Annotated in this window: 26 protein-coding genes; 14 read left to right on the forward strand and 12 right to left on the reverse strand. The window is 73.5% G+C overall.

Annotation, left to right across the window (positions count from 1 at the left end; translation table 11 throughout):
• Nucleotides 1-88: 88 nt before the first annotated feature.
• Both BKA00_RS16670 and dut read right to left on the reverse strand, forming a co-directional pair.
• Nucleotides 89-913, reverse strand: coding sequence for a DUF3710 domain-containing protein (locus BKA00_RS16670; RefSeq protein ID WP_185026067.1), 825 nt, complete (start codon nt 911-913; stop codon nt 89-91).
• A 3-nt stretch (nt 914-916) separates the two neighbouring features.
• Nucleotides 917-1,408, reverse strand: a complete 492-nt coding sequence (gene dut, locus BKA00_RS16675; protein WP_185026069.1) for a dUTP diphosphatase — start codon at nt 1,406-1,408, stop codon at nt 917-919.
• Between the two features lie 231 nt (nt 1,409-1,639).
• On the opposite strand from dut, the gene BKA00_RS38990 reads away from it, so the two are divergent.
• The 9 genes from BKA00_RS38990 to BKA00_RS16720 all read left to right on the forward strand — a co-directional run bounded on the left by BKA00_RS38990 (nt 1,640) and on the right by BKA00_RS16720 (nt 7,103).
• The gene (locus BKA00_RS38990; RefSeq protein ID WP_185026071.1) at nt 1,640-2,362 is read left to right on the forward strand and encodes a hypothetical protein; all 723 of its coding nucleotides are present in this window, start codon (nt 1,640-1,642) and stop codon (nt 2,360-2,362) included.
• Nucleotides 2,359-2,889, forward strand: a complete 531-nt coding sequence (locus BKA00_RS38995; protein ID WP_185026073.1) for a MauE/DoxX family redox-associated membrane protein — start codon at nt 2,359-2,361, stop codon at nt 2,887-2,889. The genes BKA00_RS38990 and BKA00_RS38995 overlap by 4 nt, the downstream gene beginning before the upstream one ends.
• The gene (locus tag BKA00_RS16690) at nt 2,886-3,347 is read left to right on the forward strand and encodes a thioredoxin domain-containing protein (protein WP_185026075.1); all 462 of its coding nucleotides are present in this window, start codon (nt 2,886-2,888) and stop codon (nt 3,345-3,347) included. Before BKA00_RS38995 ends, BKA00_RS16690 begins: the two co-directional genes overlap by 4 nt.
• Entirely contained in the window at nt 3,344-3,898 is a 555-nt protein-coding gene (locus tag BKA00_RS16695; RefSeq protein WP_185026077.1) for a hypothetical protein, read from the forward strand. Before BKA00_RS16690 ends, BKA00_RS16695 begins: the two co-directional genes overlap by 4 nt.
• Nucleotides 3,886-4,053 carry a hypothetical protein gene (locus tag BKA00_RS16700; RefSeq protein WP_185026079.1) on the forward strand — a complete coding sequence of 56 codons (168 nt, stop codon included), beginning with the start codon at nt 3,886-3,888 and terminating at the stop codon, nt 4,051-4,053. The genes BKA00_RS16695 and BKA00_RS16700 overlap by 13 nt, the downstream gene beginning before the upstream one ends.
• A gap of 18 nt (nt 4,054-4,071) precedes the next feature.
• The gene (locus BKA00_RS16705; protein WP_221493184.1) at nt 4,072-4,626 is read left to right on the forward strand and encodes a hypothetical protein; all 555 of its coding nucleotides are present in this window, start codon (nt 4,072-4,074) and stop codon (nt 4,624-4,626) included.
• A 79-nt stretch (nt 4,627-4,705) separates the two neighbouring features.
• The gene (locus BKA00_RS40460; RefSeq protein WP_185026081.1) at nt 4,706-5,005 is read left to right on the forward strand and encodes a DUF6412 domain-containing protein; all 300 of its coding nucleotides are present in this window, start codon (nt 4,706-4,708) and stop codon (nt 5,003-5,005) included.
• Nucleotides 5,006-5,054: 49 nt separating this feature from the next.
• On the forward strand, nt 5,055-5,744 hold the full coding sequence (locus tag BKA00_RS16715) for a YidC/Oxa1 family membrane protein insertase (protein ID WP_185026082.1): 690 nt from the start codon (nt 5,055-5,057) through the stop codon (nt 5,742-5,744).
• Nucleotides 5,745-5,777: 33 nt separating this feature from the next.
• Nucleotides 5,778-7,103: a cytochrome P450 gene (locus tag BKA00_RS16720; RefSeq protein WP_185026084.1), complete on the forward strand. Its 1,326-nt coding sequence runs from the start codon at nt 5,778-5,780 to the stop codon at nt 7,101-7,103.
• A gap of 11 nt (nt 7,104-7,114) precedes the next feature.
• On the opposite strand, the gene BKA00_RS16725 is transcribed toward BKA00_RS16720, so the two are convergent.
• Both BKA00_RS16725 and valS read right to left on the reverse strand, forming a co-directional pair.
• The gene (locus BKA00_RS16725) at nt 7,115-8,002 is read right to left on the reverse strand and encodes a metal-dependent hydrolase (RefSeq protein ID WP_185026086.1); all 888 of its coding nucleotides are present in this window, start codon (nt 8,000-8,002) and stop codon (nt 7,115-7,117) included.
• A 119-nt stretch (nt 8,003-8,121) separates the two neighbouring features.
• Nucleotides 8,122-10,647, reverse strand: coding sequence for a valine--tRNA ligase (gene valS / locus BKA00_RS16730; RefSeq protein WP_185026088.1), 2,526 nt, complete (start codon nt 10,645-10,647; stop codon nt 8,122-8,124).
• A gap of 128 nt (nt 10,648-10,775) precedes the next feature.
• Between valS and BKA00_RS16735 the strand changes: the two genes are divergently transcribed.
• Nucleotides 10,776-11,063 carry a DUF4235 domain-containing protein gene (locus BKA00_RS16735; RefSeq protein ID WP_179836389.1) on the forward strand — a complete coding sequence of 96 codons (288 nt, stop codon included), beginning with the start codon at nt 10,776-10,778 and terminating at the stop codon, nt 11,061-11,063.
• A gap of 210 nt (nt 11,064-11,273) precedes the next feature.
• On the opposite strand, the gene BKA00_RS16740 is transcribed toward BKA00_RS16735, so the two are convergent.
• Nucleotides 11,274-12,092 (reverse strand): hypothetical protein, encoded by an 819-nt coding sequence (locus tag BKA00_RS16740; protein ID WP_230298720.1) that lies wholly within the window; start codon nt 12,090-12,092, stop codon nt 11,274-11,276.
• A gap of 52 nt (nt 12,093-12,144) precedes the next feature.
• On the reverse strand, nt 12,145-12,441 hold the full coding sequence (locus BKA00_RS16745) for a DUF4193 domain-containing protein (protein ID WP_185026090.1): 297 nt from the start codon (nt 12,439-12,441) through the stop codon (nt 12,145-12,147).
• Nucleotides 12,442-12,945: 504 nt separating this feature from the next.
• On the opposite strand from BKA00_RS16745, the gene BKA00_RS16750 reads away from it, so the two are divergent.
• The gene (locus BKA00_RS16750; protein WP_185026092.1) at nt 12,946-14,613 is read left to right on the forward strand and encodes a serine/threonine protein kinase; all 1,668 of its coding nucleotides are present in this window, start codon (nt 12,946-12,948) and stop codon (nt 14,611-14,613) included.
• Nucleotides 14,610-17,354, forward strand: a complete 2,745-nt coding sequence (locus BKA00_RS16755; protein ID WP_185026094.1) for an ABC transporter substrate-binding protein — start codon at nt 14,610-14,612, stop codon at nt 17,352-17,354. Before BKA00_RS16750 ends, BKA00_RS16755 begins: the two co-directional genes overlap by 4 nt.
• 16 nt (nt 17,355-17,370) lie before the next feature.
• On the opposite strand, the gene BKA00_RS16760 is transcribed toward BKA00_RS16755, so the two are convergent.
• Together BKA00_RS16760 and BKA00_RS16765 are read right to left on the reverse strand one after the other, a co-directional pair.
• The gene (locus BKA00_RS16760) at nt 17,371-18,747 is read right to left on the reverse strand and encodes a sensor histidine kinase (RefSeq protein WP_230298719.1); all 1,377 of its coding nucleotides are present in this window, start codon (nt 18,745-18,747) and stop codon (nt 17,371-17,373) included.
• Nucleotides 18,744-19,397, reverse strand: a complete 654-nt coding sequence (locus BKA00_RS16765) for a response regulator transcription factor (RefSeq protein WP_185026095.1) — start codon at nt 19,395-19,397, stop codon at nt 18,744-18,746. Before BKA00_RS16765 ends, BKA00_RS16760 begins: the two co-directional genes overlap by 4 nt.
• Before the next feature lie 236 nt (nt 19,398-19,633).
• Between BKA00_RS16765 and BKA00_RS16770 the strand changes: the two genes are divergently transcribed.
• Complete coding sequence (locus tag BKA00_RS16770; RefSeq protein WP_185026097.1) at nt 19,634-19,810, forward strand: hypothetical protein; 177 nt, start codon at nt 19,634-19,636, stop codon at nt 19,808-19,810.
• A 79-nt stretch (nt 19,811-19,889) separates the two neighbouring features.
• On the opposite strand, the gene BKA00_RS16775 is transcribed toward BKA00_RS16770, so the two are convergent.
• The 3 genes from BKA00_RS16775 to BKA00_RS16785 are packed head-to-tail and all read right to left on the reverse strand — an operon-like array spanning nt 19,890 to nt 22,915.
• Nucleotides 19,890-20,699 carry an inositol monophosphatase family protein gene (locus BKA00_RS16775; protein ID WP_185026100.1) on the reverse strand — a complete coding sequence of 270 codons (810 nt, stop codon included), beginning with the start codon at nt 20,697-20,699 and terminating at the stop codon, nt 19,890-19,892.
• On the reverse strand, nt 20,696-21,604 hold the full coding sequence (locus BKA00_RS16780; protein WP_185026102.1) for a ferrochelatase: 909 nt from the start codon (nt 21,602-21,604) through the stop codon (nt 20,696-20,698). Before BKA00_RS16780 ends, BKA00_RS16775 begins: the two co-directional genes overlap by 4 nt.
• Nucleotides 21,605-21,649: 45 nt before the next feature.
• Nucleotides 21,650-22,915 carry a lytic transglycosylase domain-containing protein gene (locus tag BKA00_RS16785; RefSeq protein WP_230298718.1) on the reverse strand — a complete coding sequence of 422 codons (1,266 nt, stop codon included), beginning with the start codon at nt 22,913-22,915 and terminating at the stop codon, nt 21,650-21,652.
• A 142-nt stretch (nt 22,916-23,057) separates the two neighbouring features.
• Between BKA00_RS16785 and BKA00_RS16790 the strand changes: the two genes are divergently transcribed.
• Nucleotides 23,058-24,368, forward strand: a complete 1,311-nt coding sequence (locus tag BKA00_RS16790) for a D-arabinono-1,4-lactone oxidase (protein WP_185026105.1) — start codon at nt 23,058-23,060, stop codon at nt 24,366-24,368.
• Between the two features lie 31 nt (nt 24,369-24,399).
• Here BKA00_RS16790 and BKA00_RS16795 read toward each other — a convergent pair whose 3' ends face one another.
• Nucleotides 24,400-25,320 (reverse strand): hypothetical protein, encoded by a 921-nt coding sequence (locus BKA00_RS16795; RefSeq protein WP_185026107.1) that lies wholly within the window; start codon nt 25,318-25,320, stop codon nt 24,400-24,402.
• Between the last annotated feature and the right edge of the window lie 380 nt (nt 25,321-25,700).

A 25,700-nucleotide genomic window follows, 5' to 3' on the forward strand; every position in this document is an offset into this window, starting at 1 on the left:
AAGCGATCGGCTTGGCGCAGACGCCGGGAACCCGCCCGGCCGCACGTCCGAAAAGCGTGCGGCCGGACGGGTTCCGGTGCGCGTGCGGTCAGCGGACCTCGGTGATCTCGGGGCCGCGCTCGAACGGGTCGAAGGTCTCCACGGCCTCCTCGCCGTCCTCGCCGGCCTCGCTGAACTCCTGCGGGATCTGCAGCTCCAGCAGCTCGCGGGGCGGCATCGGGGCGTCGCCGCGGTGCACGACCACGCCGCGCAGCACGTCCTCAAGGACCTGCCACTGCTCCTCGTCCTCGATCGCGGCGCCCTGCACCACGGCCTGGAGGAACCAGCGGGGGCCGTCCACGCCGAGGAAGCGGATGATCTGCGGCGCCCAGCCCTGCTCGACGAACTCCGCCGGGATCTGCTCGCGGACCTCCTGCGGCATCTCGGCGAGCACCTCCTCGGTCAGCGCCGCCGGGACCATCGCCAGCAGCTCGGCGCCGAACGGGCCCTCGCCCTCCTGGGTCTGGCCCTGCGCCTCCTCCTGGATGTCCTTGGCGGTCTCGCGGCGCACGTCGTCCCAGATGCCGCTGCGCTTCGGCGCGGCGAACACCTGGAGCTGCATGGCGCTCTCCTCGTACTGCACCAGCACGGCGACGGGGCGGCCGTCGAGCGGGTTGCCCTCCTCGTCGACCTGGGTCGCCTCGAAGTTCACCTGGAAGCCCAGCCCCGGCGCCACCGGCACCTGGAGGGCCCCGAAGTCCAGCCGCTGCAGCTCGGGGAAGGAGTCCTCGGAATCCCACGGGCCGCCCGCCGCCGATTCCGCCTTGGCCGACCCCGCCTCGGCGGGAGCCTCCTCGGCGGTCTCCGCCGGCTCCTCGGTCACCTCGGGACCCTCAGCGGGCTCCTCGGCCTGCCGGCGACGTCCAAAAGCCACGACTCACACTCCTTCTCTACTGTGCTCATTGTCCCCGGATCGCGGGGCCGGCCCGAATCCGCCGGTGGAGCCGAACCCGCCGGTTCCTCGCGCCGATCCGGGAAGCTCGGCGACCTCGTGGAACACCGCGTGCTCGACCCGCTGGACGACCATCTGCGCGATGCGGTCTCCGCGCCGCAGCCTCACCGTGGCGCGGGGGTCGGTGTTCAGCAGGGTCACCTTGATCTCACCGCGATAGCCGGCGTCGACCGTACCGGGTGCGTTGACGATGGTCACTCCCAACCTAGCGCCCAATCCGGACCGGGGGTGAATGAAAGCCGCGTAGCCGTCCGGCAGCGCGATCGCCATCCCGGTGGGGACGACGGCGCGCTCCCCCGGCGGCAGTTCCACGTCGGCGGCCGCGACCAGATCGGCGCCCGCGTCGCCCGCGTGGGCGTACCGGGGCAGCGGCAGCTCGGAATCCAGCCGCCGGATCAGAACATCGACCTTGCTCACGGGCTCCACCTCACGCGCCTACCTGCCGGAGAACCACACGACCCTATCCAGGGCGCCGGGGGCGGCCGCCGCTGAAACGCCGCGCCGCGCGAGTCCGGCAGTTGACCCTACCCGGTCCCGGGCGTGACCACTTCCGGAAGGTTTGCCCCTGAAACGAAGTATCACGCGTAGCGTCGCAATTGTTACCCGCGGCACTTCTGTGGGGCCCTGTCCCCGCAGAAAGGGGACGGCATGGGCACACGGGGGCAGGACACACGGGGCACACGCGGGCGGGGCGTCACCCACCGCTCGCTGGACGGGGTGCGGGTCCGGCTCGCCGGAGACCACGACCTGCGGCGGCCGTGCACGTCGGTGGCGCGGATCGCCGAGGGCGGGCGGCTCCACGAGATCTCCAGCGGCACCCGCGAGGACGCGCTGGCCTGGGCCGCCGACATCGGGGTCGACCGCTTCGAACAGGAGTTCCGCGTCCAGGGCGGCCGGCTGCGGGTCGGCCGGACGGCGACCCGCGACGCCGAGACGGGCCTCAGCGACCCCGTCCTCGCGGCCGTGTGGGAGGGGCGCCGCCACGCGGTGTTCACGCACCTCTACCACGGGCGCCCGGCGGACGCGGTGGCCTTCTTCGACACCGTGCGCCTGACCGAGCACGAGGACGGCGTCACCGCCGTCCCGCGCGGCCGGGCCAGGCGCCCCGAGCCCGCCGAGATGGTCAAGGAGGTGCCGGGCATCGGCCTGCTGGAGATCACCGCGCTGACCACGGTGACCCGCAGGCGCCTCCCGCCGTGGCGCGGCGCCTCCGTCGCGGGCGGCGAGCTGTTCCGCGACGCCGTGGAGGGCCAGGGCCCCTACTTCCTGCTGGCGCTGAAGTCGCTGCTGGTGACCGTGCTGCCCGAGGAGGACCGGGTCCGCGACGTCCCGCGCCGGCTCGCGGGGCTGGCGGTCGAGGCGGTCCGGTGACCGGACCGCTCGCCGGGATCGCCGCCGTCACCGTCCCGCTCGTCCTGCTGGCGTCGCTGGCCGGGCAGCTCAGGCGGCCGGGGGCGCTGGCCGCCGCGGTGCGGGCCCACCGGGTGCTGCCGGCCGCCCTCGCCGGCGCGGCCGCGGCGGCCGTGATCGCCGCGGAGGCGCTGATCGGCGTCGCCGGCGCGGCGGCGCCGCTGCTGCGGCTGGACGGCCCGGCGCGCGCGGCCGGCGGGGCGGCGGCCGTCCTGCTGGCCCTGTACGCGGCCTACGCGGCGCACGTGGCGCGCACCCGGCGCGGCGTCCCCTGCGGATGCGGCGGCTCCGGCACGCCGATGACGGGCTGGGTCGCGGGACGGGCGGCCGCTCTGTCCGCGCTCGCCCTCACCGGCGCCCTGCTCGGGCCTCCGGCCGCAGGCACCTTGTACGAGTCGTCCGTGGAGGTCGTCGCGGGGCTGGGGTTCGCGGTGCTCCTCTGGACGCTCCCGCACGCCATGACCGAGGAGAGGAGGACGGCCGGATGAGCTTCCAGAACAGCGCGCTCCTGCTGTCATGGGTGGCGATCCTGCTGCTCGCCCTGGTGGTCGCCGGGCTCGTCCGGCAGGTCCACGCGCTCGGCCAGGGGGCCTCCCGGCCCGCCGGGCTCGGCCCCGCGCCCGGCGCGCCCGCCCCCGCCTTCGACCGGCTCGGGCCCGGCCTGCTGCTCTTCCTGGACCGCGAGTGCGGCGTGTGCGCGGACGTCCTCGCCGCCGTCCCGGACGGGACGGCGCTGCGCGCGATCTTCGCGGGGCCGCCGCCCGGCGAGGCGGCGCGTCCCGGCGTGACCGTGCTCGCCGACGAGCAGGACGGCCTGTTCGCCGACTACCGCGTCCCCGCCACCCCGTTCGCGGTGCTGGTCGGCGCCGACGGGCGGGTGCGGGCCGCCGAGCCCGTCGGCTCGCCCGAAGCCCTCCGCGCCCTCACCCTGGAGGCGGCACGATGATCGACCTGGAAGACGTCCCGCCGCTGCGCGGCCCCCGCCCGGCCGGGGCGCAGCGCGTCCGGCGGCGCCCGGCGCCCGCGGACGGGCCGCGGCTGCGCCCGGTGCGGCGCAGCGTCCTCACCGGGCTCGCCGCCGCGGGCGCCACCGCCGGGCTGAAGGCCCTCGGCGTCTTCCCGCCCGCGCGGGAGGCCCTCGCCTCGGGCTTCCAGCTCGTCGGCTACTACGACATCTATCCGCGCTGCCCCTCGTACGCGGCCAACCACAACTGCTCCCCCGGCTGCGGGCCCAGCCTGGTGTGCAGCGTGTGCTGCCGGACGAGCGGTAAGTACAAGGGCTTCCACAAGTCCGGCGTGTCCGACCCCGGCCGCTACAAGCTGCGGCCCAACCAGTGCTACGGAGGCGGCTACGACGGCTGGCTCTGGGCCTACGCCAAGAGCTGCGGCAGTTGCAAGAAGGGCGTCACCTGGCGCTGCCACGACGGCTGGAAGAAATCCAAGAAGGGCAACTGGTACAAGACCATCTGCCGCAAGGCGATGGCGTGCAAGAACTGACCGCGGGGCGGCTGCGGCGGGGCACGACCGATCCGCTCCTGCCCGTCGCCGCCCTCGCGCTCCTCGCGGTGGCGGCCGCCGCCCTGGACGCCGCCGTGCTGTGCTGGGCGTCGATCGGCGCCCTCGCCGGATTCTCGCTGTCGGGCAGCGTCTGAACGCGCAACAGCGAATCCGTGCTGTTCTCGCCAGGTTGGCGGGCCCCCGTACGGCAGGGCGAGGTCCTGGCCGTCTTCACCTTCGGGCTCCTGCTCGGAGGCACGCTCACCGCGACGGTGATCTGGCTGCTGTCAGGGCTTTCCGCGCCGCTTCCGCGGGCCGTCCGCACCGCCGCGATCCTGGCCGTCGCCGGTCTGGGGGCCGCCCGCGAAGCCGGGCTGGTCCGCGTTCCGCTCCCCCAGAACGCGCGCCAGATCCCCCAGGACGTCCTGCAGGCCCACCTCCGCAAGGGCGCCCTCCAGTTCGGCTTCGAACTCGGCACCGGCGTCCGCACCTACGTCTCCGCCACGGCACCCTATGTCCTGGCCCTGGGCCTGCTCCTGGTCCACGAGGACGCGATCACGACCGTGCTGACGGGCACGGCCTTCGGCGCGGGACGCGCGCTGAGCGCCCTCCTCACCTACCTGGCCCGCGACGAGGACCGGGACGCCGCGATGGCCGCCCGCATGCCGCGCGTGAAGACCGCAGCGGCCCTCGCGTCCCTGTCCGCCCTCGCCCTCCTGCTGCCGTGACCGGAGGACCGTCGATCATCGTCGCGCCGCCGTGGCAGACTGATCACGTCTCGCCGCCGCCCACCGGAAAGGGCCCCTCGTGCTCTGGTCATTGCTGACCTTCGCGCTGCTGCGCGGGCTCGCCGTGGCCGAATGGGCCGGGTCCGCGCCGGGGCAGTCGGTGCTGGTCACGCTGGGCGCGCTGACCGTGGCGGGGCTCCTGGTGCTCGCCGCTGCGCGGGTCCACGCGGCGCGCCGGGGCCTCGGAGCGGCACGGGCGCGGGTGCGGACGACCATGCGGGACAGGACGCTGCGGACCGCCTTCCTTCCGCAGCGCGACCCGGACGCGGCCGGACGGCCCCGCCCGCGAGCGCCCGGAACGGGGATCGCGGCCGCCTGAGCGCGGCCGGAACGCCACCGATCCCCTCGTTCCGGAAGGTTCTTCTCTCATGTTCGACATCCCCGTCTCCATCGCCGCCTACCTCGTGGGCGGGCTCGCCGACGCCCTGGACCCGGTGGCCGGCGGCCTCGCCACCGCGCTGGCGATCGTCCTGTTCACCGCCGGGGTGCGGCTGGCGCTCGTCCCGCTGGCGGTCTCGGCCGCGAGGGGCGAGCGGGCGCGGGCCCGGCTCGTGCCCAAGGTCCAGGCGCTCCAGAAGAAGCACGCGAGGAACCCGCAGCGGCTCCAGCGGGAGATGGCCGCCCTGTACGAGGCGGAGGGCGCCACACCGGTGACCGGGTGCCTGCCGATGGTCGCGCAGGTCCCGTTCTTCATGGTCATGTACCGGCTGTTCGTGTCCGCGACGGTCGCCGGGCACCAGAACCTGCTGCTCACGCACACGCTGCTCGCGGCGCCGCTCGGGCAGAACTGGATCGGCGTCCTCGGCGGCGGCCTCCTCGCCCCGCCCTCGCTCGTCTTCCTCGGGCTGTTCGCACTGCTCGCGGTCGTCGCGGTGGTGACGTCGCGCCGGGTCACCGCCGAGGGGCCGATGGGCGCCGTCGCGCGGCTGATGCCCTTCGGGACGGTCGCCGTGGCGGCGTTCGTGCCGCTGGCGGCGGGGCTGTACCTGCTGACGTCCGGGGCGTGGACGGCCGCGGAGCGGGCCGTCCTGCACCGGCGGGCCGCCGCGGCGGTCTGATCCCCTTGACGAAGGTCCCGAAGGCTGGGTTCGATGGCAACCGAACGGCGTTCTGACTACCGAGGACGGTGCGCGGTGACGACGACGGCACGGGCCACCCAGGACGACCTGTCCGATCTGGCCTTCTGGACGCTCCCCCCGGACCGGCGGACGGCGGCGTTCGCGCGGCTGCGCGAACGCGAGCACCCGGCGTTCTTCCCCGAGCTCAAGCTGCCGTTCATCCGGACCGGGCCGGGCTACTACGCGCTCACCCGGCACGCGGACGTGGTGGAGGCCAGCCGGACGCCGGAGGTGTTCAGCAGCGAGCCGTGCTCCAACAGCATCGCCGACCTGCCCCGGTACATGGCCCGCTACTTCGGCTCGATGATCAACATGGACGACCCGCGGCACGCCAAGATCCGCCGGATCGTGTCGCGGGCGTTCACCCCGCGCGTCCTCGCCAAGCTGGAGACCGACCTCCAGGCGACCGCGACGCGGATCGTCGACGACCTGGAACGCAAGGGGTCGGCCGACTTCGTCACCGACGTCGCGGCGCGGCTGCCCGTGCAGGTCATCTGCGACATGATGGGCATCCCCGAGCGAGTGCGCCCGATGGTGTACGACCGGACGAACACCATCCTCGGGCTCGGCGACCCCGAGTACACCGGCGGCAGGGACGTGACCCGCGAGGGCATCACCCGGATCGGCGTCCTGTACGGGCTGCTCATGGCGATGTCCGCGGGGTACGAGCTGAACCACCTGGCGATGAAGCTCGCCCGCAGGCGCCGCCGGCACCCCGGCGACGACCTGGTGTCGCGGCTGGTCTCGGCCAACGTGGACGGCGAGTCGCTGACCGACCAGGAGATCGGCTCGTTCTTCATCCTGCTCGTCGTCGCCGGCAACGAGACGACCCGCAACGCGATGACGCACGGGCTGAAGCTGTTCACCGACAACCCCGGGCAGCGGGCGCTGCTGATGGAGGACTTCGACGCCCGCATCCCCGGGGCGGTCGAGGAGATCGTCCGGATGGCGACGCCGGTCATCCAGTTCCGCCGGACCGTGACCCGCGACCACGAGATGAACGGCCAGCGGTACAAGGCGGGCGACAAGGTCCTGCTGTTCTACAACTCCGCGAACCGCGACGCGGAGGTGTTCACGGACCCGGACGTCTTCGACATCACCCGCTCCCCCAACCCGCACGTCGGGTTCGGCGGCCCCGGCCCGCATTTCTGCCTGGGCGCGAACCTGGCCCGGCAGGAGATCACGGTGATGTTCCGGGAGCTGTTCACCCGCGTCCCCGGGATCCGGGCGAGCGGCGAGCCGAAGATGCTCTACTCCAACTTCATCAACGGCATCAAACACCTGCCCTGCACGCTGTGAGCGGCTCCGGTTCAGGCCGCCGGGCGGCCGGCGGCCCGCGCCGCCGGCGACACCGCGAGGTAGTCGAGCGCCCGCTGGGTCGAGCACTCGCGGGACGGGTGGTAGTCGCGCCGCAGGTAGGCGCGTCCCGCGGAGATCATGAACCGGTTGCTGGGGAACAGCCCGCGCCGCACCGCCCGCCGGTAGTCGCGGATCCGCGGGCGGACGCCCTTCAGCGTCGGATCGGCCCGGCACAGCCACACCGCCCCGGCGTACACCATCAGCGGAAGCGCGAGGACGCCGAGGAAGAACGCGATGAACCGCATCCAGTACCGCCCGGCCACGTGCTGGTAGACGTCGAACGCGACGGACCGGTGCTCGACCTCCTCGGCGCCGTGCCAGCGCAGCAGGTCCATCATCGTCGGATCGGCGCCGGCCTCGTCCAGCTCGCGGGCGTCGAGGATCCACTGCCCGAGCACCGCCGTGTAGTGCTCGATGCCCGCGATGACGCCGATCCGGACGAACAGCCAGCGCTTGGCGGGCAGGAGCGGCACCGGGCACCGGTCGCCGAGGATCCGCCGGAACACCCACTCGATCCGGTCGGTGAGCGGGCGCGGATCGAGGCCCTGCTCCCGCATCTGCCGGTCCAGGACGCCCTGGTGGGAGTAGGCGTGCACGGCCTCCTGGCCCATGAAGCCCTTGACCTCGCGGTAGAGGCGCTCGTCGTCGCGCACGAGCGGGAGCGCCTCCTTGTAGACGTGCACGAACCACCGCTCGCCCGCGGGCAGCAGCAGGTGCAGGACGTTGATGAAGTGCGTGGCGACCGGCTCGCCCGGGATCCAGTGCAGCGGAGTGTCCGCCCAGTCGAACCGGACCCGGCGCGGGGCGATCACGGGGTGCCGCTCGTCGATCTCGCTCATCCCGTGTCCCCTCCCGCGCCGCGCCGGAGCGTCCGGACGTCCCGCGGCCGCACCCAATTAGACTGATAATCTAATATGTGGAGTGCGCCGGATCCGCGTCAAGACCCGGCCGGGGTGATCTACGTCGCGGGGGCCAGGACGACGTCGACGGTGAGCGCGGCGGGGGCGTCCTCCAGCGTCAGGTCGGCGATCCGCCCGGCCGCGGCCAGGTCGGGACGCGCGATCCGCGCCACCTGCGAGCCCCGCACGACCGCGCGGGACACGTCGGCGCGCATCGACGCCCTGGCCTCCGACTTGGCCTTGCGGACCTGCCGGAGCGCCTCGCCCGTCGCCGTGAGGACGGCCGGGTCGCCGCCCGCCGGCAGCTCGGCGGCGGCCGGCCACGAGGCCGTGTGCACCGACCCGCGCCGCCACCATGACCAGACCTCCTCGGTCACGAACGGCAGGACGGGCGCGAACAGGCGCAGCAGCACCGACAGAGCGGTGCGCAGCGCCGCGCGCGCGGACAGCGCCTGCGGTCCGTCACCGTAGGCGCGGGCCTTGACCAGCTCCAGGTAGTCGTCGCAGAACTCCCAGAAGAACCGCTCCGTGCGCTCCAGAGCGCGCGCGTAGTCGTAGCCCTCGAACGCCTCCGTCGCCTCCTCGACGACCCCGGCCAGCGCCGCCAGCATCGCCTGGTCCAGCGGCTCGGTGACCGCCGCGTCCGGGGCGGCCTCGCCGAACCCGAGCACGAACTTCGACGCGTTGAGGATCTTGATGGCGAGGCGGCGGCCGACCTTGATCTGCCCGGTGTCGAACGCGGTGTCGGTGCCGGGGCGCCCGCTCGCCGCCCAGTACCGGACGGCGTCGGAGCCGTACTCGCGCAGCAGGTCGATCGGGGTGACGACGTTCCCCTTGGACTTCGACATCTTCTTGCGGTCCGGGTCGAGGATCCACCCGGACAGGGCGGTGCCCCTCCACGGCAGCGACCCGTGCTCCAGGTGCGAGCGCACGACCGTGGAGAACAGCCACGTCCGGATGATGTCGTGCGCCTGCGGCCGCAGGTCGTAGGGGAAGACCCGGGCGAACAGGTCGGCGTCGCGCTCCCAGCCGCCCGCGATCTGCGGGGTCAGCGACGAGGTGGCCCAGGTGTCCATCACGTCGGGGTCGCCGGCGAATCCGCCCGGCCGGCCGCGCTGGTCCTCGGTGAAGCCCGGCGGGACGTCGGACGACGGGTCGACCGGCAGCGCGTCCTCGGCCGGCACGATCGGGTCGTCGTACACCGGCTCGCCGGAGTCGTCCAGCCGGTACCACACGGGGATCGGCACGCCGAAGAACCGCTGCCGCGAGATCAGCCAGTCGCCGTTCAGGCCCTCGACCCAGTTCTCGTAGCGGGCCCGCATGTAGCCGGGGTGCCACTCCAGCTCCCGCCCGCGCGCGAGCAGCTCGGCGCGGACGCCCTCGTCGCGCCCCCCGTTGCGGATGTACCACTGCCGGGTGGTGACGATCTCCAGAGGCTTGCTGCCCTTCTCGTAGAACTTCACCGGCCGGCTGATCCTGCGGGGCTCGCCGTCCAGGTCGCCGGACTCGCGCAGCAGCTCGACGACGCGCTCCTTGGCCGAGAAGACCGTCTTGCCCGCCAGCTCGTCGTACGGCCGGGCGGGGACGCCCTGCGGCGGGTCGGCGGCGAGCCGCCCGTCCCAGTCGATGATCGCGCGGGTCGGCAGGTCCAGCTCGCGCCACCAGGTGACGTCGGTGACGTCGCCGAACGTGCAGATCATCGCGATGCCGGAGCCCTTGCCGGGGTCGGCCAGCCGGTGCGCGACGACCGGGACGTCGACGCCGAACAGCGGCGTGCGCACGGTCGTCCCGACCAGCTCCTGGTATCGCTCGTCGTCAGGGTGCGCGACCAGCGCGACGCAGGCGGGAAGGAGCTCCGGCCGCGTCGTCTCGATGTAGACGGGGCGCTGGTCTCCGTGGAACCGGATCCGGTAGAACGCGCCGGGGTGCTCGCGGTCCTCCAGTTCGGCCTGCGCGACGGCCGTGCGGAACGTGACGTCCCACAGCGTCGGCGCCTCGGAGACGTACGCCTCGCCGCGGGCGAGGTTGCGCAGGAACGCGCGCTGGGACGCCGTCCGGGCGGTGGCGCCGATGGTGGTGTAGAGGTGGCTCCAGTCGACCGACAGGCCGACGCGGCGCCACATCTCCTCGAAGGCCTTCTCATCGACCTCGGTGAGGCGCTCGCACAGCTCGATGAAGTTGCGCCGCGAGACCGGCCGCTGGCGCTTCGGGTCGGGCTTGGCCGGGGGCTCGAAGTCCGGATCGTAGGGGAGCGACGGATCGCATCGGACGCCGAAATGGTTCTGCACGCGGCGCTCGGTCGGAAGGCCGTTATCGTCCCAGCCCATCGGGTAGAAGACCGCGCGACCGCGCATGCGGTGGTACCGGGCGACGGTGTCGGTGTGGGTGTAGGAGAAGACGTGGCCGACGTGGAGGGATCCGCTCACGGTGGGCGGCGGGGTGTCGATCGAGTAGACCTCGCCGCGCGGCCGGGTGCGGTCGAAGCGGTGGACTCCCTCGTCCTCCCAGACGCGTGCCCATCTGTCCTCGAGGCCCTCCAGGGACGGCTTCTGAGGGACGTGCGGAGTACGCGGCTGCTCTGTCATGAGGCCAATCGTATTGACATCGGCCCAGGGCGCATGCCGATTACCGGCGCCGACGCGGTGATCGCCCTCCCCTCCGGGGGCGGGCCGTTCCGGTAGCGTCGGAGACGACAGGACGAGAGAGGACCAACATGGCGGACAAGGGCGACATCGGCTGGCGGGTGATGGCCGGCGCGGCCGCATTCGCGGGCGGCTTCGTCGCGAAGAAAGTCATCACGCTGGCCTGGAAGAAGAGCACCGGCAAGGAGCCCCCGACCAACCCCGAGTCCCCCGACGTGGCGCTGGCCGAGGCGATCGGGTGGGCCGTGGTGATGGGCGTCGGCATGGAGGTCGCGCGGCTGCTCGCCACCCGCGCCGCCGCCCACCAGTGGGCCAAGGGCACCGGGCAGCTCCCGCAGAACCTCAAGGCCGACGTCTAGGACGTCCCGCGCCGGGGGGTCGCCCCCGGTCGGCGGCCATGCGCGTCGTGGCCGGCCCCTCCAACGATCGGAGGGGCCGGCCACGACGCGTTCTCGCCAGTGCCCGGGGCGCGGGCGACCGGAATGTTCGGATGCTCGGAAGCGGTCTCGCCGCGAGGGACGCGCCGTCTCCTCGGCACCCGCGTGCGCCGCCAGGGGGTGGGCGGCCCGCTACGGGTCCAGGCGAGGGGGCTGGTCGCCGGGGAGCGGGGGCAGGGAGCCGGCGATCTCCCGCAGGTCGTTGCGGACCTTCATCGCCAGCCCCTTGGTCGCGGAGCGGTTGAGGGCGGCGCCGGCCGCGGCACCGGTGAGCAGGGGGCCCATGGTGGACAGGCTCCGGCCGAAGACGCGGAGCATGCGCCGGCGCAGCGCGCTCTTGGCGGCCGTGCCGAGGGCGCTGGTGAGGGTGCCGCCCTCCAGGGGGTTGATGCCGCGCTGCCGGGCCCAGGACGTCACGAACGCGGCCCCGCGGGCGGTGCCGGAGCCCTGGACGCTGACGCCGTACACCTCGTGCAGCTCGGCGATCATCTTCACCTCGATGGCCGCGACGACGAGCGTCTCGGCGGCGAGCTGGGCGGGCGCGGTCAGCAGCAGCGGCGGGGCGGCGAACTCCACGGCGGCCAGCGCGCCTCCCGCGGCGCCGACGGCGGTCGTGGCGTTGCCCGCCGCCTTGACGATCCGGTCGGCGAGCTCCTCGCCCATCAGCCCGTGGTGGTGGGCCTGCAGGGTCTCCAGATCGCGGATCGGGATGTGCGGAGCGGCCGCGATGAGCAGGTCGGCCAGCCACCTGCCGCGCGCGATGCCCGCGGCCCCCACCAGGCGGGCGCTCTGGCCGAGCAGTCTGGCCAGTCGTCCGAGCAGGCGGCCGCGGGTCTCGCCGTCCATGTCCTCGGCGGAGGCGAGCCGGCCGATCAGCTCGCCCAGCTCCGTGGAGCCGTCGCCGGGCGCCGGCCCCACCTCGCCACGACTCGGTTCGATCTCTCCCGTCACCCGGCCTCTCCCGTCACGCGCCCTGTTCCCCTCACCCCGCGTCCGCCGCCGGTCAGGCGGCGCACTCGCGGCAGACCGGCTGGTTGTTCTTCTCGGTGGCCAGCTGGCTGCGGTGGTGGACCAGGAAGCAGCGCGTGCAGGTGAACTCATCGGCCTGCCGCGGCACCACCCGGAAGGTGAGCTCCTCGTTCGACAGGTCGGCGCCCGGCAGCTCGGCGACCTCGCCGGCGTCCAGGTCCTCGTCGATGATGCTCGCCGCCTTGTCGGCACGGCGTGCCTGGAGCTCCTGGAGGCTGTCCTCGCTCAGGTCGTCGTCTGTCTTGCGTGGGCTGTCGTAGTCGGTCGCCATCTTCTATCTCCATCCCCCTCAGTGCTTTATGCGCCCCGTCGCGCGGATCTAACGCTCGGGGGACCGTTCTTGTGCCCGATCCGGGCGGGAAATTCTGTCACGGTTGGTGACCTGCGACACACGAGGCGCGACCGTTCCCACGAGTGACACCCGTCACCCGGCTCTTCCCTCGCACTGTGTCATCCGTCACAGCCCCAGCGGGTGACACGGCCCCGATCCGGGGGCCGCGGCGCCTGCCGGGGTTCCCGCGGCGGCGGGATCATATCGGTCCCGGGGGCGTTGTGCGCACCGGCCGCCCCGGCGCGGCGGGACGGCCTGATCCGGCGGGCGGAACACCGAACCGGATACATCGGTGAAACGTCAGAACTAACGCGATATCGTGCCCGCCTGAGGTTGGGGGCGGATCCCCTGCGGGGGTCAGCCCGGCGATCGCCGGCACGGGGCCCCGCGAGCGGGTCCGGCGCACAATGTCGCGGACATCACTGCGGGTCACTGGAGGGTCAGATGCCGGATGCCGCTCCGCTGGAGCCGGGCGATCCTAGGGCACTCGGACGGTACGAGGTCATCGGACGGTTGGGCGCCGGGGGCCAGGGCGCCGTCTTCCTGGGCAAGGCGCCGGACGGCGGGTACGTCGCCGTCAAACTGCTGCACGCGCAGATGGCCAACGATCCGGCCGCACGCGCTCGTTTCACCCGCGAGGTCGCGGCGGCGCAGAAGGTCGAGCCCTTCTGCACGGCCCGCGTCCTCGAGGCCGACGTCCAGGGCGACCAGCCCTACGTCGTCAGCGAGTTCATCGACGGGCCGTCCCTGCACGACGTCGTCGCGCACGACGGGCCGCGCGGCGCCGCCGAGCTGGAGCGGCTCGCGATCGGCACGGTGACCGCGCTCGCGGCCATCCACGAGGCCGGGATCGTGCACCGCGACTTCAAGCCGAACAACGTCATGCTGGCCTCCGACGGCCCGCGCGTCGTCGACTTCGGCATCGCGCGGACGGTCAACTCGCAGGAGAGCGCCGTCACCGCCACCGGCATGGTGGTGGGCACCCCCGGCTACCTGGCGCCCGAGCAGCTCACCGGCGCGCCGCTCACCCCGGCGGTGGACATCTTCGCCTGGGCGGCGACCATGGTGTTCGCCGCCACCGGGCAGTCGCCGTTCGAGGCCGACACGCTGCCGGTCATCATCAACCGGATCCTCAACGAGGAGCCCGACCTGTCGGCGCTGCCCCCGGGGCCGCTGCGCGACCTGATCGGGCGCTGCCTGTCCAAGGACGCGGGCCTGCGCCCCCCGGCGGCGCAGCTGCTGCTGAACCTGCTCGGCCATGTCGGCGCCGCGCCCGCGAACCAGGGCGGCGGGCAGGAGGACCTGCTCAACCAGGGCACTCGGATCGCCTCGCAGCTTCCGCCGCCGCCCCCGGTGCCGCCGGCGCCGCGGCCCCGGCCGCAGCAGCAGCCGATCACCCCGCCGCCGATGCCGCTGCACCAGGGCGGGATGCCGGGTCCGGGCACGCCGCCGCAGCAGCCGATCACGCCGCCGCCGATGCCGATGTACCAGGGCGGGGCGATGCCGCCCCCGCCGCAGACGCAGCCGCGGATGCCGATGCCGCCCGGTCCGCCGCAGTACGGTCCGCCGCCCAAGCAGTCCAGCTCCGCCGGGCCGATCATCGCGATCGGGTGCGGCGCGCTCGCGCTGATCGTGATCCTGGTGGTCGTGGTGCTCGCCGTCATCGGCGCCAACAGCGACGACGACCCGCCGACGCCGCCGACCTACTCGCCGCCGAACACCTACACGCCGAGCGAGTCGCCGACCACCAGCACCACCGGCGGGCTGCTCGGCAACTTCACCGGCAACGGGTACCAGCCGGGCGCCGGATCCGGCCACACCTCCTTCAACGTCAAGTTCTCGCTGCTGTACTCCAGCGGCGTCGCGACGTACACCTATCCGTCCGGTGCCCAGGACACCTGCTACACCCGGCTCTCGCTGCTGTCCGGCGACGAGAACAGCTCGAAGGTCCAGTACCGGGAGACGCCGATGGCGGGGATGGACCCGAAGGAGTGCGCCTCCGGGTACGTCACGTTCATCCCGTCCTCCGGCGGCACCTCGATGCGGTGGGAGTGGCGCCAGCTCCAGTCCGAGGCGACCGCGACCGCCTACGGGACCGTGTCCAAGGGATGACCGACGTCGCCCCTCTCCGCGAGGGCGACCCGTCCCGGCTCGGCGCGTACCGGCTGACCGGCCTGCTCGGCGAGGGCGGGCAGGGCGCCGTCTACCTCGGGGAGGACGAGCCGGGCCACCGGGTCGCCGTGAAGCTGCTGCACGCGCGCTTCAGCGGCGACCCGAAGGCCCGGTCCCGGTTCGCGGCCGAGGTCGCGGTCGCCAAGCGGGTGTCGGCGTTCTGCACGGCCCGCGTCCTGGACTCCGACGTCGAGGGCGACCGCCCCTACATCGTCAGCGAGTACATCGACGGGCCGGCGCTGTCGCGGGTGCTGGCGCAGGACGGCCCGCGCCGCGGCGCCGACCTGGACCGGCTGGCGATCGGGACGATGACGGCGCTCGCGGCGATCCACCAGGCGGGGGTCGTGCACCGCGACTTCAAGCCCGCCAACGTGCTGCTCGCGCCGGACGGCCCACGGGTGATCGACTTCGGCATCGCGCGGGCGCTGGACGCCACCGGGACGATGTCGAGCACGGCGATCGGAACCCCCGCCTACATGGCGCCCGAGCAGATCTCCGGGACGCGGGTCGGGCCCGCCGCCGACGTGTTCGCCTGGGGCGCCACGATGGCGTACGCGGCGAGCGGGCGGCCGGCCTTCGGGCAGGACTCCATCCCCGCGGTGATGCACCGCATCCTGAACCTGCCGCCCGACCTCGGCGACCTTCCCGAGCCGCTGCGCGGCATCGTGGCGAACTGCCTCAGCAAGGACCCGGCGCTGCGTCCCGCGTCCCAGCAGGTCCTGGCGCACCTGCTGGCGCTGGCGGGCAGCCTCCCGCAACCGGGGGCCCAGCAGCCCGATGCCCAGGGCCTCACCCAGGACGCCCTGATGCTCACCCAGGGCGCCCAGACGGCGGCCGCCGAGTCCGCACGGCTGCGGACGCGGACACCGGCGCCCTTCCACGCCGTCCCTCCGGTGCCGCCGGCCGCGCCGCCGCACGCGCCGCTGCCCATGCCCGGCGCGGGATGGCCCGCACCGGCTCCGCCGCCCAACTCCAACACGCCCACCTGGCCGTCCGTCTCCCGTCCGGGGGTCGACTTCACCAAGCCGTCCGGAGGGGGGAAGGGGCCCCGCATCGGCGTTCTCGCCAGTGTGGGAGGCGCCGCGCTGGCCGTGCTGGTCCTCGCCGCCGGTGTGGCCTGGGTCCAGCTCCGCGGAGACGGCGCCGCTGGAACGACCGCCACGGGCGGACGGGAAGGCGGGACGCTGCCCGTCGCGATGGCGACGCCCACGGCCACCGACGGCGGGTTCGACCCCTCCCGCGCCCTCAGCGGCACCGAGCGGTTCCTCAGCAAGCAGCTGTTCACCGGCCTGACCGAGGTCGGCGCCGGCGGCGCCGCCCGCAACCGGCTCGCGACGGCGATCAAGCCGGACGCCGAATGCCGCCGGTGGACCATCACGCTCAGGAGCGGGACGAGCTTCAGCAACGGCGAGGCCGTCGACGCGGAGGCGTTCGCCCGCGGCTGGGCGCGCAGCGCCGCGGACAAGACCGGCCCCGCGTCCTACCTGATGACCGACATCGAGGGGTACTCCTCCGTGTCCGGCGCCGGGACCGGGTCGCTGTCCGGCGTCAAGGTGGTGTCGGCCGGCTCGCTCGAAGTCGCGCTCACCTCCCCCAACTGCGACTTCGCGGACCGGCTGTCCGAACCGGCGTTCATGCCCGTTCCCCAGGAGGCGGGCAAGGTCGACAACGAGGCGTTCAACACCCGTCCCATCGGCAACGGGCCGTTCATGCTGCGGGACTACAGCAAGGGCACGTCGGTCTCCCTCGTCCGCAACGACCGCTGGGCGTTCGGCAGGACCAAGCTGGACGGCGTCACCGTGACGCTGACCGACGACTCCGCCAAGGGGCGCACCGCCTACACCGCCGGGCAGACCGACTGGTACGCGGTGGGCACCGAGGACCTGGCCTCGACTCCGAGGACGGACCTTGTCTCACGTCCCGCGGCGTTCACCCGGATGCTCGTCCCGATCACCGCGCAGGGCCCGATGAAGTCGCGGGACGCCCGGCAGGCCGTCTCCTACGCCCTCGACCGCGGCAAGCTCAGCCAGGCGCTCGGCGGGTTCCCCGAGCCCGCGCACGGCATCGTCCCGGTGCCGGTTCCCGGGTTCGGCAAGCGCGGCGTCTGCCCGTCCTGCGACGGGACGGACTCGGAGAAGGCGAAGATGCTGGCCGCGCGGGCCGGGCTGACGTCGGGCACGGCCGTCCGGCTGTACTACCGCCAGTCGCCCGTCGACCAGCGCCTCGCGCTGGTCGTCGGCTCGCAGCTGAGGTCGGTGCTCGGCCTGCGGGTCGAGGAGAAGTCCTACCCCGTCTCCGAGTTCACGAAGTACCGGGACGACGTCATGGCCAAGGACGCGTCCGGGCTCGCCTTCCTGCCCTACGGACCCGACTACCCGGGCGCCTACACGATGCTGTGGCCGCTGCTGGGCGGCGGCGAGGCCAGCGACACGGGCTTCTACAACCTGGGCAAGTGGAGGAACGGCACCTTCGACGAGACGATCTCCAGGGCGCTCAGGACCCCGGCGCCGGCCGACCGGACCGGCCTGTTCAAGCAGGCCGAAAGGGTCGCGCTGGACGACATGGCCCTCATCCCGCTGCTGAACGACACCCGGGTCGCCATGGTCCGCTCCCGCAAGTACGCCGGCCTGCGGCAGGACTACGACGGCGACCCGACCGCGGCGACCGCCGCGCTCAAGTAGGCCCGGCCGGCCGCGCTCACGCGGCCGGCTGGCCCGGGGGGAGCCGGACGGTGACGATCAGCCCGCCGCCCGGCCGCGGCACCGCGTAGACGGCGCCGCGGTGCGCCAGGACCACCGAGCGGACGATCGACAGGCCGAGCCCCGCGCCCTTGGCCGACTCGACGCGGTCGGCGTTCAGCCGCCGGAACGGCTCGAACAGCCGCTCCACCTCGTAGGCGGGCACCACGGGCCCGGTGTTCTCGACCTGGACGGTGGCGTAGCCCTCCAGCATGCCGGTGCGGATCCACAGCTCGCCGCCGTCCTCGGCGTTGTGCTTGATCGCGTTCTCGACGAGGTTGGACACCAGGTGCTCCAGCAGCACCGGATCGCCGAGCGCCGTCCCGGGCGTCAGCTCGGGATGGACGGCGACATCGTTGTCGTGCTCGCGGCGGGCCGAGTGCTCCAGCACGGTCGCCGCCACCTCCGCCAGGTCGACCGGCGTGCGGGCGGTCAGCTCCCGCTCGCTGCGGGCCAGCAGCAGCAGCCCCTCGATGAGCCGCTCGTGCCGGGCGTTGGTCGCCAGCAGCGTCCGGCCGACGGCGCGCAGGTCGTCGGAGGCCTCCGGGTCGCCGAGCGCCACCTCCAGCAGCGTCCGGTTGATCGCGAGCGGGGTGCGCAGCTCGTGCGAGGCGTTCGCGACGAAGCGGCGCTGGGTGTCGAACGCCTGCCCGAGCCGCTCCAGCATCGCGTCGAACGTGTCGGCGAGCTCCTTGATCTCGTCGTCCGGGCCCTCCAGCGCGATCCGCTCGTGCAGCGTGCTCTCCGACAGCCGCCGCGCGGTGGTGGTGACGCGCTGCAGGGGGCTGAGCGCCCGGTCGGCGACGAACCAGCCGAGCACCAGCGTGATGACGCCCACCCCGCCGAGGGCGAGCAGCGACCGCCCGACGAGCTGGCGCATCGTCTGCTCGACGAACTGGCGCTGCAGCTCTGCCGCCTCCGCGTCGGAGATGCCGAAGCCGATCACCTTGACGTTGCCGAGGATGTTGGCCATCAGGACCGACATCACGAACAGCAGCAGCGCGCCCGCCATGAAGAACAGCAGCCCGTACAGCAGGGTGAGGCGCAGCCGCACGCTCATCCGGCCCGGCATCACGGTCATCTGGGCGAACGGCCCGCCGGCGTCGCCGCGCCACATGCCCTTCGCCGCCGGGTGCGGCTGGGGGACCTGCTGCGGGCCGGGGCGGCGCCAGCGCCCGCCGCGCCGGGCCCCCGCGTCGCCGGGGTCGCCGGCCGGCCCGGCCGGCCGGGCGGCCTGCGCGCCGCCCTCCCGGTCCGGGCGGGCGGCGCGGCCGTCCGGTCCGTCCGGTCCGTCCGGGCCGTCCGGGCCGTCCTGGGGTGCGGTCTCCTCGGTCACAGGCGGTATCCCACTCCGGGCACGGTCTCGATCACCGGGGGGTCGCCGAGCTTCTTGCGCAGCGTCATCATCGTGACCCGGACCACGTTCGTGAAGGGGTCGATGTGCTCGTCCCACGCCTTCTCCAGCAGGTGCTCGGAGCTGACGACGGCGCCGTCCGCGCTGAGCAGCACCTCCAGCACCGCGAACTCCTTGCGGGTCAGCTCCACCGGCCGGGCGTCGCGGGCGACCTCGCGGCGGGCCGGGTCGAGGGTGATCCCGGCGCGCTCCAGGACGGGCGGCAGCGGCGCGGCGGCGCGCCGGCCGAGGGCGCGCACCCTGGCGATCAGCTCGGCGAACGCGAACGGCTTGGCCAGGTAGTCGTCGGCGCCGATGGACAGGCCCTCGACCCGGTCGTCCAGCTCCCCCGCCGCCGTCAGCATGATGATCCGCGCCGGGTAGCGCTGCGAGACGAGCTGCTTGCAGACGTCGTCGCCGTGCACCTTGGGCAGGTCCCGGTCCAGCACGATCACGTCGTACTCGTTGACGCCCGCCCGCTCGAGCGCGCCCGCGCCGTCGTAGGCCACGTCCACCGCCAGCGTCTCCCTGCGCAGGCCGGTGGCGATCGCGTCGGCGAGCACGCGCTCGTCCTCGACGACTAGAACACGCAAAGGGTCCCCCTCCTCGTCCGGGCCCGCCCGGCCCCGCGCCTGGAACATGGCGCATCACACATGCCCCGCCTCACATATGCCATGGAGGCCGTAAGACGCCCGTAAGCAGCTGTTCCTCTCCCCGTACGGCAGACCGTGATCTCGCGGACGCAAGGATCTGCGAAACTTGCAGCGCAAGACAGGTTTACCTTCAGCCTAGGCCTGGGTAGGCATGGGCACGATCCGGGAGGAGGCCCATGGGCGAGTTGACACGCATGATCCAGCAGCGGCTCGACGACGCGTACGCGTCGCTGCGGAGCGCCCACCAGGATGGGGACGCCTACATGGCGGACATCCGCCGGGAGGAGATCGAGGACCTGCGCCGGATCGCGGCGAACAATGACATCGGCGTCGAACCGCCCCGCTGCGACTGACCCCGCGGTCGCACAGCGCTGCCCGTGACGGGGAGCCCGGGACCAGGTCCCGCGCTCCCCGTTCCCGTCCCCGCCCGCGTCAGTCCCTGGCCGGGTCGAGCGGCGCCAGCAGGTCGTGCAGGGCCTCGAAGGTGCCCGGGCCGGCGGCGATGGTCAGCTCCGGGCCGGGGGCCGCGCCGTGCAGCCCCTCGACGCGCCCGCCCGCCTCCCGGACGATCAGCCCGCCCGCGGCGATGTCCCACGCCTGCACGCCGCGCTCGAAGTAGGCGTCCGCCCGCCCGGCCGCGAGGGAGCACAGGTCCACGCAGCACGACCCGCCCCGGCGGATGTCGCGGATGTTCGGCAGCACCCCGGTGAGGACCTCCGCCTGCCGCGCCCGCCGCCCCGACTCGTAGCCGAACCCCGTGGACACCAGCGCCCGGCCGAGCGGCACGTGCGCGTTCACGCGCAGCTCGCGGGTTCCCGCCGCGGTGTGCTGGAGGGCGCCGCCGCCGCGCACCGCCGTGTAGGTCTCCTCCCGGCGCGGGATCTCCACCACGCCGGCGACGGCCTCGCCGTCCACCTCGGCGGCGATGCTGACCGCCCAGTCGGGCAGGTCGTAGAGGTAGTTGACGGTCCCGTCGATCGGGTCGACCACCCACCGCACGCCGCTCCCGCCGGCCCGGGTGCCGCCCTCCTCGCCGAGGAAGCCGTCGCCGGGGCGCACCGCCCTGATCCGCTCGATGATCAGACGTTCGGCGGCGCGGTCCATCTGGGTGACGACGTCGGTCGGCGACGACTTGGTCTGGACGACGTCCGGGCCGTCCGCGGGCCGCTTGTCGACCAGCATCCGGCCGGCCTCGCGGGCGGTCGCCACGGCCAGGTCCAGCAGCTCGTCGGCGAGGCTCATGAGGCCCCTTCCAGGAGGTGGCGGGGCAGGGCGGCGAAGCGCGGGTCGCTTCCGGGCGTGGCGGCGCGCTCGAACGCGAGCCCGAGCTCGGCGGCGCGGTCCGCGGCCTCGACGTCGAGGTCGTACTTGACCTCCATGTGGTCGGAGACGAACCCGATCGGCACGACCGCCACGGCGCGGACGCCCCGGCCGTGCAGCTCCTCCAGGTGGTCGGTGATCTGCGGCTCCAGCCACGGCTGGCTCGGCGGCCCGCTCCGGCTCTGGTACACCAGGTCCCACGGCGCCCCGGGGGCCGCCCGCCGCGCGACCGCCTGCGCAGCGGTGTGCAGCTCCGCGGTGTAGAGCTCCTGGTTGGGCTGGGACAGCGGCACGCTGTGGGCCGTGAACACCAGCCGCGCGCCCTCGGGCAGGCGGCTCAGCGCGTCCTGCGCCGCGTCGGCGAACGGGTCGATGAAACCGGGGCGGTCCGCGTAGACGGGGAGCTTGTCGATCTCAGGGGCGCCCGGCACCTCGCCGCGGGCGCGCGCGATGTCCTCGACGTACTGGTCGTTCGTCGAGTAGCCGCTGTAGGCGGACGTGGCGAACGCGGCGGCGCGCCGGATCCCGTCCTCCTTCATCTGCCGCACGGTGTCGGCGAGATAAGGGGACCAGTTCCGGTTGCCCCAGTACACGGGCAGGTCCACGCCGTTGGCGGCGAAGTCGGCCTCGATCGCGGCCTTCAGGTCCCGGCACTGCTGGTTGATCGGGCTGACCCCGCCGAACAGGAAGTAGTGCTCCCCCACCTCCTCCAGGCGCTCCTTGGGGATGTCGCGCCCCCTGGTGACGTTCTCCAGAAACGGGATGACCTCTTCGGGCCCTTCCGGCCCTCCGAAGGACAGCAGAAGCAACGCGTCATACGACGTCATGCGTCCATCCAATCAGCCCTCGGGCCGATTCCCCGCCAGGGGTGTTCACTCGTAGCGCGCCGAGTACGCCCTCGCCAGGTTGAGGACCTTCTGGACGTACCAGTCGGCGTGGTTGTACTGCCAGACCGCCCGGTAGAGCTGCCGCCCGCCCCGGCCGGCCCCGTTCGCGCACAGGTACTTGGCCGCCCCCGGGATGGCGTCGTAGGGGTTCATGATGTCGGCCTTGCCGTCGCGGTCGCCGTCCACCCCGTACGCCTTCCACGTCGAGGGCAGGAACTGCATCGGGCCGAGCGCGCCCGCGCTGGAGCGGCCGGCGTTGCGCCCGTGGTCGCTCTCGACCTGGCCGATCGCGGCGAGGACCGTCCAGGACAGGCCGCTGCAGCTCCGGGCCGCCTGCTTGTAGAGGTCCAGGTAACCGCCCGGGCGGCCGCCGTCCACCGGTGCCTGGTACTTGCTCTCGTGCAGGTTCAGCACGCTCGTGCCGTGGCCGAGGACCTTGCCGACGGCCTTGACGACCTTGGCCGGGTCCACCCCGGGCGCGTTGACGAGGACCGCCACGTTCGGGACGAGGCCCATCTCCCGCCCGGACTTCTCGCTGACGAGCATGTCGATCCCGGGCAGTCCGAGCGGGCCGGAACCGCCCATGGTCAGCTTCGGCATCGTCCGCGCCACCACGGGGTACTGGTAGCCGCGGTTCAGCTGGAGCTGCCGGGCGGCGGCGGGCGACACCACGAACTGGTTCCCGGCCAGGGCGGCCCACAGGTCGGTCTTCTTCGCCGTGGCGGGCGGCGTCCAGGAGCGGAACGCCGACGGGTCCACGGCGAGCGCGTTCACCTGGCGGCCCTGGAGCTGGACGGCGCCGCCCGCGACGGCCGCCACGTCCCCGACCCCGCCGAGCCCCGCGATCCGGTTGATCTTGGCGGCGGAGATGGAGCCGGTGCCGACGGCGAGCACGTCGGGCGGCACCACGCGGCGCAGCGGCGCGACCTGGCCGCCGGTGGCCACGTTGACCGGGTCGCCGGGCCGCACGCTCGGCGGCGCCGCCTCCTGCGGCGACTCGGCCCCGGCAGGGCCGGCCTTCCGCGCGGTCAGCGCCGCGTAGACGCCGCCGGAGGTGCTGGCGACGGCCAGGACGGCGATACCGCCGATGAGGAAGGGCAGCGCCCGGCCGCCCCGCCGCGGCCCCGCGGACGTCCCCCGCGGCGCCCGCTTCTTCTTCTCGGGCCGGTTCCCGTCGGGCCGGTGCGGACGGGCGGCGGGCGCCTCACCACCGCCGATCGCGCCGGCGCGCGGAGCTGAAGGAGGAGCCACAACATTTCCCAAGGAGTCTCGCTACGGACGGTTAGCCTGCCGTGGTTACCGGATCGTACGGTATCGACGTCTCTGTGCCCCCGCTCGGGTCGTCCAAAAATGTGAACTTTCCTCACGATCGATTCGTGAGTAGAGTCACCGCATGTCCCCAGCGACCAACCCCACGTGGCAGAACTGGGCGGGAAACCAGCAGGCCGCGCCGCGTCGCGTCGCCGCGCCGCGCACCGCCGACGAGGTCGCCGCCGCGGTCCGGTCCGCCGCCGGCGACGGCCTCACGGTCCGCATGACCGGCACCGGGCACTCCTTCACCGGCGCAGCCGTCGCCGAGGGGGTCCTGCTCCGTCCCACCGCCCTCACCGCGGTCCGCTCCGTCGACACCGCCACGGGGCTCGTCACCGTCGAGGCGGGCCTGCCGCTCCACGCGTTCAACCGCGTCCTGGAGGAGCACGGCCTCGCGCTGGCCAACATGGGCGACATCCAGGAGCAGACCGTCGCGGGCGCGTTGCAGACCGCGACGCACGGAACCGGGCGCGACGCCGCCGGGCTCGCCTCCCAGGTCGCCGCCCTGGAACTCGTCCTCGCCGACGGCACCGCCGCCAGGTGCTCGCGCGAGGAGCGCCCCGACCTGTTCGCCGCGGCCCTCGCCGGGCTCGGCGCGCTCGGCGTCGTCACCGCCATCACCTGGCGGACCGTCCCGGCGTTCCTGCTGCGCGCGCAGGAGGCCCCCATGAAGTGGGACGAGGTGCTCGCGCGCGTGGACGAGTTCGACGCCGCCAACGAGCACTTCGAGTTCTACTGGTTCCCGCACACCGAGGGCTGCCTGACGAAGCGCAACAACCGGGTCGAGGGCCCTGGGGAGCCGCTGTCGAAGGTCAGGCACTGGCTGGACGACCAGTTCCTGTCGAACACGGTCTTCGGGGCCGTCAACAGGGTCACCCACCGGGCCCCTGCCGCGACGCCCTTCGTGAACGGCATCTCCGCCAAGGCCCTCGGGGCCCGCACCTACAGCGACACCTCGTACAAGGTCTTCACCAGCCGGCGCACGGTCCGCTTCAAGGAGCAGGAGTACGCGATCCCGCGCGAGGCGCTCGTCCCCGCGCTGGGCGAACTCCGCTCCCTGTTCGCCAAACGGGACTGGCGTATCAGCTTCCCCATCGAGGTCCGGCTGCTTCCCTCCGAGGACGCCTGGCTGTCGATGGCGCACGGCCGGAAGAGCGCGTTCATCGCCGTGCACGTCTACCATCGCGACCCGCACGAGGACTACTTCCGCGGCGTCGAGGACCTGCTGACCGGGTTCGACGGCCGTCCGCACTGGGGCAAGCTCCACACCCGCGACGCCGCGTACCTGGAGAAGGTGTACCCCCGGTTCGGCGACTTCCGCGCCCTGCGGGACGAACTCGACCCCGACCGCCGCTTCGCGAACCCCTACACGAGGCAGGTCTTCGGCGACTAGCCGCGCTCGGCTCCCCGGCGGCTGAAGGGGATCAGCCGCTCGGGGTCGCGCGCCCCTGCGGGTCGGAGCCGCCCTGGCCGCCGTCCTGCGGGGCTCCGGTGGTCGCGGGGGCCTCCGGGGTCGTCGGCGCCGTCGTCGGCGGCACGGTCGTGGGCTGCCGCGTCGGCCGCTCGGTCGGCTCCGACGACGGCTGCGGCGCCGTCGAGCCCGGTCCCCCGGTGGGCGCCTCGCCCGTCGGCGTGCCGCTCGGCGAGGAGCCGGGCTCCTCGGTGGTCCCTCCGGAGGGGTTCTGCGAAGGAGTGTCGGCCGGCTTCGCACGGCCGCCGCCGTCGAGGACCTTCGTCACGGTCAGGCCCTTGCCGCCCGCGCCGCCCACCGGCCGGCCGGTGCCGGCCTCGTAGATCGTGATCCCGCCGACGACGACCGCGAACACCGCCGCCGAGGAGACCACCAGCTTCACCCAGTGCGCCTTGGCCCACTCCGCCGTGCTCTGCCACGCCGAGCGGCGGACGACCTGGCGGACCGCGTCCTCACCGGCCTCCTCGGCGAACGCGGCGGCGACCGTCTGCGCCGGGTCCAGGCGCGTGGCGTTGGGGTCGCCGCCGGGATCGAACCGCGTGGCGTTCGGATCGCCGCCGCCGAACACGGGATCCAGCCGCGTCGCGCCGGGATCGCCGGGCCACGCCACGGTCCGGGTCGGGTCGGCGCTCCTGGCCTCGCCGGCCGCGCCCTCGGCCATCTCCCGCCGCCGGACCGCCGACTGCAGGTGCGTCAGCTCCTTGATCTGCTCGCGGCCCTGGTCGAGGTAGTGCTTGCCGACCGCCGACCCCGCCGTCGAGATCACGCTCATCAGCGCCGCGCCGATGATCGTCCCGTACACGCCCAGGAAGGACGCGCCGAGGGCGGCGACCGCCGTCGCCACCGCACTCGCGATCAGCTGCGTCGTGCTCACGTCCGGCAGCTTGCGCGGCATTGCCTGATTCACCCCTGTCTGTCGCCACGGACACCCCGAGATTGAACTGATCGGAAGGACGCGGGTGTTCCTGCCCACGACGTGACGCTCGCAACGTCGGGGCGGCGGGACGTTCGGGGCCCCGTCAGGAACGGTGTGGAAAAGGATGGACAAGAATCGAGCAGAGCGGCCCCCCGCCGGTCGCGGCACCGGCAAGCTTGGTCAGGTGCCCTCTTCGACCTCGTGAAGAGGGCTTCGAGAGCGGCGATGTTCGGACATGCCGGGTACGGTGCTGGCAGCAGGTGTGTCCGAAAGAAAGACTCGGGAACCCGGGGGAAGGGCACGCATGCGCCCTCGGTGGGCATCGGACGGCCGACCGG

The sequence above is a fragment of the Actinomadura coerulea genome (assembly GCF_014208105.1).
In the GTDB taxonomy this organism is placed as follows: Bacteria; Actinomycetota; Actinomycetes; order Streptosporangiales; family Streptosporangiaceae; genus Spirillospora; species Spirillospora coerulea.

What these genes read in the sequence shown, in the direction of transcription:
- BKA00_RS16790 (WP_185026105.1), top strand. Translation starts at nt 23,058, where the DNA reads ATGTCCCCAGCGACCAACCCCACGTGGCAGAACTGGGCGGGAAACCAG.
- BKA00_RS16720 (WP_185026084.1), top strand. Translation starts at nt 5,778, where the DNA reads ATGGCAACCGAACGGCGTTCTGACTACCGAGGACGGTGCGCGGTGACG.
- BKA00_RS16725 (WP_185026086.1), bottom strand. Translation starts at nt 8,002, where the DNA reads ATGAGCGAGATCGACGAGCGGCACCCCGTGATCGCCCCGCGCCGGGTC.
- BKA00_RS16770 (WP_185026097.1), top strand. Translation starts at nt 19,634, where the DNA reads ATGGGCGAGTTGACACGCATGATCCAGCAGCGGCTCGACGACGCGTAC.
- valS (WP_185026088.1), bottom strand. Translation starts at nt 10,647, where the DNA reads ATGACAGAGCAGCCGCGTACTCCGCACGTCCCTCAGAAGCCGTCCCTG.
- BKA00_RS16715 (WP_185026082.1), top strand. Translation starts at nt 5,055, where the DNA reads ATGTTCGACATCCCCGTCTCCATCGCCGCCTACCTCGTGGGCGGGCTC.
- BKA00_RS16745 (WP_185026090.1), bottom strand. Translation starts at nt 12,441, where the DNA reads ATGGCGACCGACTACGACAGCCCACGCAAGACAGACGACGACCTGAGC.
- BKA00_RS16755 (WP_185026094.1), top strand. Translation starts at nt 14,610, where the DNA reads ATGACCGACGTCGCCCCTCTCCGCGAGGGCGACCCGTCCCGGCTCGGC.
- BKA00_RS16735 (WP_179836389.1), top strand. Translation starts at nt 10,776, where the DNA reads ATGGCGGACAAGGGCGACATCGGCTGGCGGGTGATGGCCGGCGCGGCC.
- BKA00_RS16695 (WP_185026077.1), top strand. Translation starts at nt 3,344, where the DNA reads ATGATCGACCTGGAAGACGTCCCGCCGCTGCGCGGCCCCCGCCCGGCC.
- BKA00_RS16750 (WP_185026092.1), top strand. Translation starts at nt 12,946, where the DNA reads ATGCCGGATGCCGCTCCGCTGGAGCCGGGCGATCCTAGGGCACTCGGA.
- BKA00_RS38990 (WP_185026071.1), top strand. Translation starts at nt 1,640, where the DNA reads ATGGGCACACGGGGGCAGGACACACGGGGCACACGCGGGCGGGGCGTC.
- BKA00_RS16780 (WP_185026102.1), bottom strand. Translation starts at nt 21,604, where the DNA reads ATGACGTCGTATGACGCGTTGCTTCTGCTGTCCTTCGGAGGGCCGGAA.
- BKA00_RS16690 (WP_185026075.1), top strand. Translation starts at nt 2,886, where the DNA reads ATGAGCTTCCAGAACAGCGCGCTCCTGCTGTCATGGGTGGCGATCCTG.
- BKA00_RS16775 (WP_185026100.1), bottom strand. Translation starts at nt 20,699, where the DNA reads ATGAGCCTCGCCGACGAGCTGCTGGACCTGGCCGTGGCGACCGCCCGC.